Origin of the sequence: Hymenobacter sp. YIM 151500-1 (assembly GCF_025979885.1) — a bacterium.
Taxonomy (GTDB): Bacteria; Bacteroidota; Bacteroidia; order Cytophagales; family Hymenobacteraceae; genus Hymenobacter.
In genome coordinates, this window is the sequence record NZ_CP110139.1 from 713148 (window position 1) to 726747 (window position 13600).

The following is a 13600-nucleotide window of genomic DNA, read 5'->3' on the forward strand; positions in this document are numbered from 1 at the left end:
GAGAGAATGCTGCTGCAAAGTAAGGCGAAGCCCGCACTCCGGGCCGTGCGCCCTGGACGGACGCATAAAAGCCAGCTCCCACACGTAGGAGCTGGCTTTTATTGAACCCGAAAGCGAAACGCTGCTTAGGAAGGGTCCGAGAGCAGGGCCACCTGGCGGCCGCTCTGGTCGTAGATGCCGCCGCTCTGGCTGACAAACAGGCGGCGCTGCTGCCCATCGACCAGCACAAACGGGAAGGTGCTGCTGTCGGAGCGGGTGAGGCGGCCTACCACCTGGGCCGTGTGGTCGGAGTGGTCGAGACGCACCACGTTGAGGCGGCTGGTGAGGTAGTAGGGCTCGTCGGGGTTGCTGCGGAAGGTGATTTTGCCGAGCACGCTCACCTGGCTGCCATCGGCTACCAGCGTGGGCTGGGGCTGCGGGGCCGGACGGCTGGCCAGCACGGCCGGAGCTGCTGACGGGGCCACTGTGCGGCTGCTGGCGGCAATTTGCTGGTTGGCCCGCTGCCAGCCCGCCCCAATGGAGGCCAGGCGGGTGCGGCGGCCGGGGTGCGTGGCCGAGGTCTCATCATCGGATACGACGGCCATGCCGGCCTGCGCTTCGGCCAGACTAGCACCCATCTTGCGCAGCACAAACCCCGAAAACTCATCGGCTTCCAGCTCGTCGGCGGGATTGGAGCCGCCGGCGCGTAGGGTGTGGCCGTTGAGATGGTGGCCCATTTCGTGAGCCAGGATGCTGATGCCGGCCCAGTCGGTGCGGCCGGCGCGGTTCACGGCCTGCACAAACTGCGGGTTGTAGAGCAGGTACCGCTTGCCGCCGTACACCACGGCCGCCGCATTTTGCACCTCAGTAGTAGCGCGCAGCTCGAAGCGCGGCTTCAGGCCCACCACATCGGTAATCTCGCGCAGCACGTCGCGCTGGGCGGTTTGGGCGCCGGCCGTAAGGGCCAGCAAGCAGAGCCACCCGGCAAGCACCAAGCCTGCAAAGCGGCGGAAAAAGCGGAGGTGGGTCATGGAAGTGAGAATGAAAGGGTCGGAAGAAAAGGGCAAGAACCCTGCCTGATTATTGCAATTCCGCCAGGCGCTTGCCTGCTTGTAAAAACTGCTCGCTTATCGGTTTAAAAAGCAAATTAAGCTGAAGTAATTCTCAACAGTAGACCTTTCAAGCTGGCGGGAGGTTGCACGGAAAAAACACAATTATGTGCGAAGTCGTTCCGCCCCGCCGGGACGGGCACGGCGGCATGACCGGAACGGCGCTTGTGTAACGCACCGGGGCAGGGGAAAAGTATGCTGACGGGACCTCACGGGTTGCCTCACCCCCTAGCCCCCTCTCCGAGGGAGAGGGGGGACTAGTTTCTAGCATTTTAGAGCTAGAATCAGCTAGTAATTCTAGAGCTAGTTCCCCCTCTCCCCCGGAGAGGGGGCTAGGGGGTGAGGCAACTAGGGCTAGGGGGTGAGGTCAAGCAACCCCTACCGCGCGGGCCGGCGTGGGGGCCGTTCGCTCGCCGATTTGCTGGCGCCACATGGCGTAGTAGAGGCCTTTCTGGGCGAGTAGCTCCTCGTGGCGGCCGGCTTCGGCGATGTGGCCGCGCTCCAGCACGAAGATGCGGTCGGCGTGCAGGATGGTGCTAAGGCGGTGGGCAATGAGGATGGTGATGTGCTGGCGCGAGCCCGACAGCTCCCGCACGGTCTGGCTGATTTCCTCTTCCGTGAGCGAGTCCAGGGCCGACGTGGCTTCGTCAAAGACCAGCAGGGTGGGGCGGCGCAGCAGGGCGCGGGCAATGCTCAGGCGCTGCTTTTCGCCCCCGGATACCTTCACGCCGCCCTCACCAATCACCGTGTCGAGGCCCTGGGGGGCGCGGGCCAGCAGGGAGTCGGCGGCGGCCTGGTGGAGGGCGCGCAGGCACTCGGCATCGGTGGCGTGCGGGGCCACAAACAGCAGGTTTTCCCGGATGGTGCCGGCGAAGAGCTGGGTGTCCTGGGTTACGAAGCCGATTTGCTCACGCAGCAGGTCCAGGTCCAGCTCCGAGCCGGGGATGCTGTTGTAGAGAATTTGGCCGGCGCGGGGCGGGTACAGGCCCACCAGCAGCTTCACCAACGTGGTTTTGCCGGAACCCGAAGGTCCCACGAAGGCAATGGTTTCGCCCAGGCGGGTGGTGAACGAAATGCCATCCAGGGCGGCGCTGCTGGCCGAGAGGTGCTGGAAGTGCACGTCCTCGAAGGTCAGCGTTTCAATCTTCTCAATCTTCCTGGGGTGAGTCGGCTTCACCTCCTTAGGCGTGTCCAGGATGCGCTGGTAGTTAGCCAGAGAGGCTTCAGTTTCGCGGTACACGTTGATGATGGTGCCCATTTCCTGCAAGGGCCCAAAAATGGCGAAGGAGTAGATAAAGAACGAAAAGAACTCACCCACCGATATCAGCTTCTGCACCACCAGAAACAGGAGCATGAGCAGAATGACGTTGCGCATGAGGTTGACGAAGGTGCCTTGCACGAAGGACAAAGAGCGCAGGTAGCGCACCTTTTTCAGCTCCAGCTTCAGGATTTTGTCGGTGGTGGCGTTGAGGCGGGTGGTTTCCTGCTGGGCCAGGCCCAGGCTCTTGATCAGCTCGATGTTGCGCAGGCTTTCGGTGGTGGAGCCGGCTAAGGCTGTGGTTTCGGCCACGATGGTTTTCTGAATCGTCTTGATACGCTTGCTCAGAAACAGGCTCAGGGAGCCCAGCAGCGGAATAGTCAGGAAGTAGACCACCGCAATGGGCCAGTACACGCTCACGGCGTACCAGGTCACGAACACGATACCCACCAGGGAGATGAACAGCACATTGACGAAGCTCTGAATCAGCTTCTCCACGTCGGTGCGCACCTTCTGGAGCTTGCCCAGGGTTTCGCCGGAGCGCTGGTCCTCGAACACCTGATAAGGCAGCTCCAGGGAGTGCCGCAGCCCGTCGGAGTACAGCTCGGCGCCCAGGCGCTGGGTGATGACGTTGGTGTAGTAGTCCTGGAAGTTTTTGGCGATGCGCGACACCATGGCCACGCCCATGGCTTTCAGAATCAGGATGCCTGCTCCGGCCGACAGAAACGCCCAAAAGCCAGGCCGGGCTGGGCTGGTAAGCGTGGGCGTGACGTGCCGGTCGATAATCTGCCGGAAGATGTAGGGGTCGAGCAGGGAGAAAACCTGGTTGATGGCCGCCAGCAGCAGCGCCAGCGCCAGCAGGCCCCAATAGTGGCGCAAGTAGCCGTAGAGAAGTTTCATAGAGAACAGAAGCCGTGAGAAGGCCGGAAGGTTTAAAAGTAGCTGGCAGCGGACTTTGAGCGTGTTTGGGAATTGTCCTGCTGAGCGCAGTCGAAGCATCTCTCCCGCTGGCTAATCATTTAGCATTGCAACGAAGCGGGAGAGATGCTTCGACAAGCGGACGCCAGATGGAGCAGGACCTAAACCGTGTTCTGCTAAATTTTCCAACATGCTCTTAGCCAGCACAGGTCACCTAAGTCAACCGACAGGGCACACCCGGCGCACGGCCCAAGCTGAAGCTTAGGCCACCTTAGCTCACGGCTTCGCCGGCGGTGTTGGCTACCAGGCGGGTGGTGCCGGGCACCATCACGGGCGGGGTGGCGGTGGGCAGGTAGGGCTGGGCCAGCAGGTGGGCTACGGCGGGCGGCTCGGGGCCCTGGTGAAACTGCCGGGCGCGGGCTTTTAGGTCTTCCTCGTCGGGGCTGGCGCCGCGCAGGTGCTGCTGCTCGTGTTCCTCCCAGGTTTCGACCATGAAGTACTCCACCAAGCGGGTAGGGTCGGCCAGGTCGGCGTAGAGGCCCACGCGGATGGCGCCCTCGCGGCGGCGGATGCGGCTGAGCTGGTGTATGAGGTAGGTGAAGGCGGGGCGGTTTTCGGGCCGCACGCGGTAAGTGGTGGTGATGATGACCGGGCCGGCGTCGGGGTCAGGCTCCTCGGCCAGCTCAGGCTCCCGGCGCGGACGGGTGGGCGTGGGGTCGGGCAGGTTTTCGGTGGTGCTCAGCGAAAAGCGCACCACCAGCAGCAGGCTCAGCCCCAGCCAGACGGCCGCCCCCGTGAGGGCCGCGGGCAGGCTCCAGCGCGTGGCCACCGCGCCCCACACCACCGAGCCCAGCGCCATGCCGCCCTGAATGGTGAGTAGGTAGAGGCTAATGGTGCGGGCCTGCACCCAGCGCGGCACCACCGTCTGCACGCCCACGCTAAACGAGTTGAGCACCAGCATCCAGGCCAGGCCCACCAGCACCAGCAGCCCCATGAGCAGCGGGCGGCTGGCCGAGTACGCCAGGCCCAGCAGCCCCAGCCCAAACGTGGCCGTGGCCAAGCTCACGCGCCAGTCGATGCTGAGGCGGCGGTTGAGGCGGGGCAGCACCAGGGCCCCCAGCACGGCCCCCGCGCCCATGCACGAGAGCAGCAGGGAGTAAAACGACGTGGGTAGGTGGAGCTGCCGGGCCACCACGGCCGGCATCAGGGCTAGCAAGGCACTGGCCCCAAACGTAAAGCACACGCCCCGCACCAGAATGTGCTGCACCGGCGGCGCAAACCGGGCGTAGCGGATGCCGCCCCGAATAGCGGCCAAGATTCGTTCCCCGGCCAGCTCCGACGTAGCCTGCGGCGCCCGTTGCCAGCGCCACACCATGTACATAGTGGCCAGAAACGACACCCCATTCAGCAGAAACGCCGCCCCCGCCGACGCGTACCCAATCAGCAACCCGCCCAGAGCCGGCCCAAAGGCGCGGGCCAGGTTGAAGCTCACGCTGTTGAGGGCCAGGGCCTGGGCTAGCTGCGGCCGGGGCACCAGCTCGGGCGTCACGGTTTGCCACACGGGGTTGTTCAGGGCCCCGCCCAGGCCCAGCAGAAACGTGAGCAGCAGCAGCAGCCAGGGCGTGGTGAGGCCCAGCAGCGTGAGGGCGGCCAGCACCAGGGCCGTAATAGCCATCCAGGTTTGGGTGAGCAAAAGCATCCGACGCCGGTCTACGAGGTCGGCGAGGGCGCCGGCGGGCAGGCTCAAGAGGAACACGGGCAGCGCCGAGGCGGTCTGGAGCAAAGCCACCAGCACCGGCGAGGGCGTGAGCTGGGTCATCAGCCCCACGGCTCCCACGTTTTGCATCCACGTCCCGATGTTCGATACAAACGAGGCCACCCACAGCATCCGAAAAAACGGAATCCTGAGCGGGGCAAACGGGGAGGTGGGGGCCGGGGGCGCCGGCAGAGAAGGAGCAGGGGAGGCAGACATGCGGGCTGCGAGTGTGGCGGGAGCTTAACTGCGTTTTCCTGCGGTTCAGCTTGCGCCAACCAGGAACTGACTACCCGCAGACAAACGCAGCCGCCGCGCAGAGGTTAGTAGAGCAGCGTGCAGGCGTGAAACCTCACCCCCCGGCCCCTCTCCAAAAGAAAGGGGGAGCCTGACCACTATTGACTAGCCTCTGGGATAATCTATAAGGCCGTCATGCTTCGACAAGCTCAGCATGACATGCTACCTGTTACCTGTCACCATCCCGCCGCCTCACAGCCGCACCCCGATGCCTGGCCCCAGTAGCAGAAACGGCTTGCCTTTGGTGAGCAGGTAGCCCCCGCCCAGGTAAAGTGGGAAGGTGAGCTTGGCCTCGCGGCGGGTGGGGTAGATGGAGCCCAGTACTACCACGCCCAGGTCGCGGTAGGCATCCTGGCTGTTGCTGAGGTTGAAGGCGTTGAGGGCCACGAAGCCTGCTCCAATCTTGTAGGGCCGCAGGCGGTTGATTTTCTCGGGGTGGTAGAAGCTGATCTGCCCCAGCATGGCCAAGGAAATGCCCCCGAACGTGCTGTAGCTCTTTTCGCCCGGAATGCGGGTGAGCAGGCCGCCGGGGAAGCTCACGTCGATGTCGAACTTGATGCTGCGCCGCAGCACCAGCTCCAGCTTCTGCGAAAAGCCCGGCTCCTGGTACTGGCTGGGCGTGTGCCGCACCGTCACGATGATGGTGCTCCAGTCGTCGAGGTCGTAGGTTTTGCGGGCGCCCAGCAGGGTGTTGAGGCTGATGCTGCCCACCTGGCACTGCTTGTCCTGGTAAAACGCCGCCCGCACCGATGAGCCGTCGGGGCACACCACCACGTTATCAAGGGTGCGCATCTCGATCAGCTCGCCCCGGCTGTTCTGGGTTCGGATGTCAAAGGTGAGGTACTGCTTGCCGTAGAGCTGCTGGTCGGAGTCGATGCCCCCGGCGTTGAAGCTGAACACTACGTCGCGGATGGTACGGTCGTAGAGGATGGGGCCGGCGAAGCGCGTCACGGGCCGGGGCGCTTCGCCGAAGGTGACGCCCACGAAGTCGAGCGGGTGGGGGCGCTGAAACTCGCGCACCGTGAGGCTGTGGCCCGTGGGCTGGCCGGCGTTGAAGATGGTAATGCGCTTTTTGTCGATGGTGACGGGCACCTGCACCCGGTACACCACAGCCGCATCGGTGCGCACCGAGGAGTCGGAGGGCACCACCTGCACATCCTCGAAGTGAAACCGGGCCCGTTGCAGGGCCTCGCCTTCCAGGCGCACGTCCACCGTTTCGCCGGGGTTCACAGCGGGGCTGCTGGTCCAGTCGCCGCCGCGGTGGCGCACACTCACGGCCGTAATGGCGGTTTTGGGTGCAATGTTGAAGTTGGTGACGTACTTGGCCTGGTCCTGCTCCTTGATGTAGAGGTAGCTGTCGGTCTGGCGGTGCAGGTTGTACACGCGCAGCCAGCACAGCACCCTATCGTTGGTGAGGTACTGGCGCGTAAACAGCTCGGCAATCAGCGCCCCGCCGGCTTCCTCCTGGTCTTCGATGCGGTAGGTGCGCTTCAGCTCAAACGTGCGCCCATTGTCCAGAATCAGCTCCACCCCGCGGCGGCGCGAGGCCTCGTCCAGGGTCAGCTCCTTCTTATCGACGCTCAGAAAGCGCAGGCGCGAGGCCTTCACGGTAAACTCCTGGCGCAGCGGGGGCAGGCTGTAGCTCACGCGGCGGTTGTGGTCGGTGAGGAAGGGCCGCTCGGTTTGGGGCCGCACCGTGAGCAGGCGGGGGCCGAGGGCATTGGGCAGCACGTGCAGGCGCAGGGTGCCGTTTTCCTGGACGAGGCGGTAGTCGATGTCCTGGCCGCGGGTCCACTCGGGGCTTGTGCGGATGTTTTTGGGGTGGTTGCTGGTCAGCTCAAACACCTTCTCCTCGCCCACAAACAGCTCGGTGTCCGGGGGGCGCAGCTCCAGGGTGGTGCGCGTTACGGGCAGCAGGCTCACGGTTTGGGTGCGCGGGGGCCGGCCCACCGAGTCGGGCGCCTGCCGGAAGGTGAGGCGCAGGAAGGGCGTGGCCGTCAGGTCGCGGAAGCGCAGCTTGGCCCGGTAGTACTGCCCACCTTCGGCGGGCGTGAGCGAGTCGAGCAGCTGAAAATCGGCGGAGCGCACCAGGCGCAGGGGTGCCCCGGCCGGGTTCAGCGGAGACACCAGCAGCTCGGCGGTTTCGTCGTCGTGGCGGTAGTGGAAGTAGAGGTGGGGCTCGCCCTGCACGGCTACGGTGTGGCGGCTGAGGGTGTAGCGGGTGGTGTCGGTGCGCAGCGTCAGCTCCCGCAGCAGCGGGACTTGGGCGTAGGTCGGGGCCGCCGAAACAACCAGTAGAAGAAACAGCAGCTGCGCAACTGCGCAACGCCAGGAGCGGAGTGCCGGGTGAAAGCGCACGGGGCAGGCAGCGTCGGGAAAAAGAAGAAACAAATCTACGGCCTGCCTCCGTTCTATGGGGCTTGCCGAGCCCACAAAGGTAGAGCCCTACCACCTACTTGAGCAGAAAAAACGCCAAACCTGCCGCCTCACAACGCTGAAATGTTGACCAGCGCCGCCGAAGAAGCGGCTTCCGGTTGCCAGTAGGGGTAGCGTGCGGGCTTCGGGCTGCTTACGTGCGTAGCTTGCCTGACTTTCCGCTATCCATTCGCGCGCCATGCTTCACCTCGACCTGCTCATCTCGCCCCAGCAAAACCAGCTCGATTACCTGGCAGCCCGCTACCACGCTCCTGTTGTGGGCAACGAATGGCGGTTTGCCAACGAGGTAGGCCGGGGTGTGCTGCGCGCCTACGCCCTTCCGCTCGACTTTGCGGCCTACACCTACGAGTTGGAGGTAGTGCAGCCGCTGGCTCTCGACACGGTGAACCCCGCCGACAGCGGCATCTACTGCGTGTTCGTGAACGTAGGGCAGGCGCCGGTCACCAAAACCGTGGGGTCTGATACCGTTACCCTACGCAAAGACCAGCCCGGCGGCGTCTTTTTTTACTCGCCCGGCAACACCGTCGTCGAGCCCCGGCAGGAGCCTGGCTCCTACATGTTTGTGTGCCTGACGTTCACGCGCCAGAGCATGGCGCCGTTTCTGGAACCTGGCAGCGCGTTGGCGGCGTACTTTGCGTCCGGCCGCGTGTTTCACGTGTTCGAGGAGCTGACGCTGGATATGGAGCAGCAACTGCGGCCCCTGGTGGGTAGTGCCGCTCCGCTCGACACGCTGGCCGTGTACAGTCGCGTGCTGATGTTTTGGCAGTTGCTGGTGCAGCAGCTGGCCCGCCGGCAGCTGGCCCGCCGGCAGCTGGCCCCGGTGGCCACCCGCTTGCTCCAGCCCGACGTGAAGCAGCTGTTTCGGGCCCGCGCCCTGTTAGAAGAAAACTATCAGCAGGTGCCCTCCATCGAAGAGCTGGCCCAGGCCACGGGTATGAGCGCAACCAAGCTCACGCGCTACTTTCCGCAGTACTTCGGACGCACCATTTACCAGTACGCCCAGTACGTGCGCATGCGCAAGGCCCGCGAACTGCTGGGGGAGGGGCGTTTGTCGGTGTCAGAGGTGGGCTTTCTGGTGGGCTACAGCAGTCTGACGCACTTCACCAACGCCTTCCGCAAGCACTTTGACGTGCTACCCCGCGAGGTGCTGCGCCAAGGGCGCCAGCTGGTGCCGGTTTCGGGCGAGTAATTGCCGGTTTCGGGCGGTTTGGTGGGAGCAATGCTGGTGAAGTTTGCAGGGTTCCTCATCGTATTCGCCTTATGAAAACCTGCTTTGTTACGGGCGGCTCCGGCTTCGTCGGCCGCTACCTTATTGCCGAACTCCGCCGCCGGGGCTACGCCGTGCGGGCGCTGGCCCGCTCCGACCAGGCCGCCCGCACCGTGGAGGACCTCGGTGCCACGTCCGTCCGCGGCGACCTCGACGACCTAACCGCCCTGCAAACCGGTATGGCGGGCTGCGACGCCGTGTTTCACTTGGCCGCAGTCGTGGACTTCAATGCCCCGGCTGAGCAGCTGTACCGCGTGCACGTAGTGGCCACCCACAACGTGGTGGCCGCCGCCCGGCAGGCCCAGGTGGGACATCTGCTATACCTGGGCGCCGCCTCGGTAGTAGCCAACGCCAGCAGGCAGCGGCAATTGCCAGAAACGTTTGTGGCGCCTTACCTCCATGATGGCTACTCTGCTACCAAGCTGCAGGCTGAGCAGTATGTGCTGGCAGCCAATAGCTCCACGCTGAAAACCTACGCCGTGCGTCCGCCCCTGATTTGGGGCGTGGGCTTTTCGGGATATGCCGAGTTCAAGCAGTCGGCTGAGAGTGGAGAGTTTTGGTTTATTGACGGCGGAAAGCATGTTTTTTCCACCTGCCACGTGCGTAATCTTGTGGAGGCGTTGCTGCTGGTGTACGAGAAAAGCCCCGGTGGCCATATCTACTTCATCACCGACGGCGAGACGTGGACGCTGAAACGCTTCCTGACCACGCTGCTGCGGCTCTACAGCTTGCCGCACGAGTTTAGCAGCCTCCCCTACAGCGTGGCCCGCGTGGCGGCCACCGTGCTGGACGCCGCGTGGCGCGTGTTCAACCTGAAAGGCGCCCCGCCGCTTACCAAAACCTTGCTCTACCTCTTCGGCAAGGAATTTACCATCAGTGACCAGAAAATCCGGCGAGAGCTGGGCTTCCGCAACGTTATCAGCATAGAAGAAGGCATGCGCGAAATTGAGCGAGCCCAGGCGCAGCAGCCCCAAACGGCGTAGCATGTTTTGGCTACGCTCATTCTTCGCCTCTCCAGGTTGGCCCACATGCAAACACGAAAAAGCCGCCGCTTCTACGGAAGCGGCGGCTTTTTCGTGTTTGGGGTGATGAATGCTGGTAGTCCGTAGGGGAATCGAACCCCTGTTGGCAGAATGAAAATCTGCAGTCCTAACCCCTAGACGAACGGACCATCTTCGGTTTTAACGCTGCAAAGATAGTAGCCCGCCAACACCAGGCAAGACCTCAATCCCAAAAAAAGCAGCACCAGAATCTAAGCCGCAAAGAATCAAGCAGATTTTTTTGCCTCCGAAAAGTCTGATTCCGCGCTCCGCTGGCTGAAACAGGGTGACTCTGGCCCGCCACAACGCCTAGCTCCGGCCTGCGCCCGGCTGGCTCCGAAGCACAGTAGCCGCACCGGTGGCAACCCCAGCCCCGCCGCCGGGGTACTACCTGCTGGTACACGCCGCCCGGACGCTAGGCGCCCGGTTCAACCACCTGCTTTGCATGACCAAACATACCTACAACCTGGGCCTGGTGGGCAACTGCGCCTTCCTGGGCCTGATTGACACCGATACGGCGGTGCGCTGGCTGTGCTGGCCCCGCTTCGACAGCAGCTTCGTGTTCGGCTCCCTGCTCGACGGGCAGAAAGGCGGCGAGTTCAGCATCCGGCCCGCCGAGGCCCGCCAGCAGGCCGGCTCCCGCCAGTACTACCTGCCCAACACCAACGTGCTGCGTACCGAAATCCTGCTGGCCGACGACGGCGGTTCCTACCGCGTTACGGATTTCGCGCCCCGCTTTCCGCAGTACGAGCGGTACTACAAGCCCCTGATGCTGATTCGGAAGGTGGAGCCGCTCACGGGCACGCCGCGGGTGCGAGTGGCCTGCCGCCCGGTGGGCCAGTACGGGCAGCTGGCGCTGAGCCGGCGCCGCTCCTCCAACCACATTGCGTTTCTGGGGCTGGAAGAGGAAATCCGCCTCACCACCAACATCCCGCTCACCTACATTCTGGAGGAAGAGGACTTCACCCTAAACGAAACGAAGTACCTGGTGCTTACTTACGGCGCCCCCCTGGAAGCCCCGCTGGAAAGCACCGCCGAGCGGTTTCTCAGGGCCACCACCGACTACTGGCGGCAGTGGGTGAAGAGCACCAGCATCAGCAACTTCCACCAGGAGCAGGTGATACGCTCGGCCCTGGCCCTAAAGATTCACCAGTACGAAGACACCGGCGCCATCATTGCGGCCAGCACTACCTCCCTGCCCGAGGCGCCCGGCAGCACCCGCAACTGGGACTACCGCTACTGCTGGATGCGCGACACCTACTACATCCTGACGGCCTTCAACAACATCGGGCACTTCGAGGAGCTGGAGCGGTACTTCCACTACATTGCCAACATCTCCACCAAGGTCAAGGACCGGTTTCAGCCCCTGTATGGCATCAGCGGGGCCTCGGAGCTGGTGGAGCAGGAGCTACCCCTGGCCGGCTACCTCGGCAACCAGCCCGTGCGCATCGGCAACGACGCCTACACCCACATCCAGAACGACGTGTATGGGCAGGTGCTGGTGGCCCTGCTGCCGCTCTACGTGGATGCCCGCTTCCTGGACCCCGAGCGTACCAACCCCGAACGGCTCGTAACCGAGGGCCTACGCCTGATTGAAGCCACTATGGACCAGCCCGATGCCGGTTTGTGGGAGTTTCGCAACCTGGCCCAGTATCACTGCTATACTTACCTGTTTCACTGGGCCGGCTCGCACGCTGCTCGGCAAGTGGCCCGCCACCTCGGCCGCCCCGACCTTGAAGCCCAGGCCACCCGCCTACTTGCGGAAGCCGCCGCCCGGATTGAACAGTGTTTCAACGAGGAGCGCCAGGCCTACGCCAACGCCGTAGGCTCGCCCCACCTCGATGCCAGCACCTTGCAGCTCATTATGATGGGCTACCTCGACCCCGCCTCCGAGCGGGCCCGCCACCACCTGGCCGCCCTGGAGCAGGAGCTGAAGACCCCCGAAGGCCTGTTCTACCGCTACCGCCACCCCGACGACTTCGGCACCCCCGAAACCACCTTTCTCATCTGCTCCTTCTGGTACGTGGAAACCCTGGCCTGCGTGGGTCGCCTCGACGACGCCATCCGCGAGTTTGAAAAGCTCATTACCTACACCAACCACCTGGGCCTGCTCTCCGAAGACGTAGACGCCCGCACCGGCTCCCAGTGGGGCAACTTCCCCCAGGCCTACAGCCACGTCGGCCTGGTAAACGCCGCCTATCGAATAGCAAAGAAGCTGGACCGGCCGAATTTCATTGAGTAGAAGGACCTGGCAGCAGACTTCTCGCCGGAGGCGAGGCGTCTGCCCGCCGGGGGATGGGGCAAGTCTCCCGGCTTGCGGCCGCCGAAGGCGGCCAGCCGGCACCGCGCCGTGTGGGCTGTAGCGTGCCAGAAGATGTAACGCGAAGTTGTACTTCGCGAGGCGCCAGAACAATGCGGCACCCCACCAGTCCCAAGGCTGAAGCCCTGGGCTAGGTAACGTCTCAACCTAGTCCACTGACTAGTCCAGAGCTTCAGCCTTTGGAACGTTAGGGTACAAGCGCAGCTCAGCATTGTTCTGGCGCGTCGCGAAGTACAACTTCGCGTTACATCTTCTGGCACGCTGCCAGTTCATGCGGCCCTAACGCGAGTTGGCCGCCCTCGGCGGCCGCGAGTCGGGCGACTTGCCCCATGGGCCGGCGGGCAGACGCGCCAGCTCTGCTGGCTAAGTCTGCCGCCTGCGTTGCGTCAGCATTCTAAAGCTATGCCGTTCAGGACGGCTTTATGGTCGCGCCAGGTGGGCATGAACTGGTCCATGAGACCCCAGAAGCGGGCGTTGTGGTACCGCTCGTGCAGGTGGGTGAGCTCGTGCACCAGCACGTATTCGAGGCAGGGAGAGGGGCGCTTGATTAGCTCCAGGTTCAGCCAGATGCGCCGGGCCTGGGTGTTGCAGGTGCCCCAGCGCGTCTTCATCTGCCGGATGCCCCAGGTGCTGGCCTCGGCTCCCACAATGGGCTGCCAGTGGGCAAGCAAAGCCGGCAGCTGCTGACGTAGACGCTGGCGGTACCAGGTGGACAGCACCTGCGCCCGGTACGCGCGGGAGCTGTTTTCGGGAGCGAAAAGGTCGAAGTAGCAGCCGCAGCCGGACAGCTGGGCGCGGGGCCGGCCGGCGGTGGCGTGTACGCGCAGCTCGACGGGCTGGCCCTGATACAAGTGCATTTCGCCCGAAACGTAGTGCAGCGTCGCGGGCTGCTCACGGGCGGCAAAGCGGGCCTGGTGCTTCCGAATCCAGGCGCGGCGGGCCTGCACCAGCTCGCGCACGGTGGCATCGGGGGTACGCAGGGGCACGGCCACCCGCACGCGCCCATCGGGCATGTGCACGCTCAGGCGCAGGGTGCGGATGTTCTTACGGACGACTTCCACCTGCAAATCGTCGATATAAAGCTGGGGCATGAAAAGCGGGAACCAATTGAACCCGCAAGGTAGGAGAGGATAAATGAGTGACTGAGTGAAGACCGTCCTGCTTCATCTGGCGTCCGCGCAGGCGCAGCCGTAGTCGAAGCATCTCTACCGAGGGTAATCTTA

At 63.9% G+C, this 13600-nt stretch carries 8 protein-coding genes and 1 tRNA gene; 3 read left to right on the forward strand and 6 right to left on the reverse strand.

The window, feature by feature from the left end; all coding sequences use genetic code 11:
- Window positions 1-125: 125 nt before the first annotated feature.
- From OIS53_RS02845 to OIS53_RS02860, 4 genes are all read right to left on the reverse strand, one after another.
- On the reverse strand, window positions 126-1010 hold the full coding sequence (locus tag OIS53_RS02845; RefSeq protein WP_264680876.1) for a M48 family metalloprotease: 885 nt from the start codon (window positions 1008-1010) through the stop codon (window positions 126-128).
- Window positions 1011-1455: 445 nt separating this feature from the next.
- Window positions 1456-3246, reverse strand: a complete 1791-nt coding sequence (locus OIS53_RS02850) for an ABC transporter ATP-binding protein (RefSeq protein WP_264680877.1) — start codon at window positions 3244-3246, stop codon at window positions 1456-1458.
- A 289-nt stretch (window positions 3247-3535) separates the two neighbouring features.
- The gene (locus OIS53_RS02855; protein WP_264680878.1) at window positions 3536-5236 is read right to left on the reverse strand and encodes an MFS transporter; all 1701 of its coding nucleotides are present in this window, start codon (window positions 5234-5236) and stop codon (window positions 3536-3538) included.
- A gap of 270 nt (window positions 5237-5506) precedes the next feature.
- Window positions 5507-7705 (reverse strand): hypothetical protein, encoded by a 2199-nt coding sequence (locus OIS53_RS02860; RefSeq protein ID WP_264680879.1) that lies wholly within the window; start codon window positions 7703-7705, stop codon window positions 5507-5509.
- 223 nt (window positions 7706-7928) lie between these two features.
- On the opposite strand from OIS53_RS02860, the gene OIS53_RS02865 reads away from it, so the two are divergent.
- Together OIS53_RS02865 and OIS53_RS02870 are read left to right on the forward strand one after the other, a co-directional pair.
- Window positions 7929-8939, forward strand: a complete 1011-nt coding sequence (locus OIS53_RS02865; protein WP_264680880.1) for a helix-turn-helix domain-containing protein — start codon at window positions 7929-7931, stop codon at window positions 8937-8939.
- 71 nt (window positions 8940-9010) lie between these two features.
- Window positions 9011-10000 (forward strand): NAD-dependent epimerase/dehydratase family protein, encoded by a 990-nt coding sequence (locus tag OIS53_RS02870; RefSeq protein ID WP_264680881.1) that lies wholly within the window; start codon window positions 9011-9013, stop codon window positions 9998-10000.
- A gap of 113 nt (window positions 10001-10113) precedes the next feature.
- On the opposite strand, the gene OIS53_RS02875 is transcribed toward OIS53_RS02870, so the two are convergent.
- A tRNA-Glu gene (locus OIS53_RS02875) sits at window positions 10114-10188 on the reverse strand.
- Between the two features lie 314 nt (window positions 10189-10502).
- Here OIS53_RS02875 and OIS53_RS02880 point away from each other — a divergent pair.
- Complete coding sequence (locus OIS53_RS02880) at window positions 10503-12299, forward strand: glycoside hydrolase family 15 protein (protein WP_264680882.1); 1797 nt, start codon at window positions 10503-10505, stop codon at window positions 12297-12299.
- Between the two features lie 464 nt (window positions 12300-12763).
- On the opposite strand, the gene OIS53_RS02885 is transcribed toward OIS53_RS02880, so the two are convergent.
- Window positions 12764-13468 carry a M48 family metallopeptidase gene (locus OIS53_RS02885; RefSeq protein WP_264680883.1) on the reverse strand — a complete coding sequence of 235 codons (705 nt, stop codon included), beginning with the start codon at window positions 13466-13468 and terminating at the stop codon, window positions 12764-12766.
- Window positions 13469-13600 lie beyond the last annotated feature (132 nt).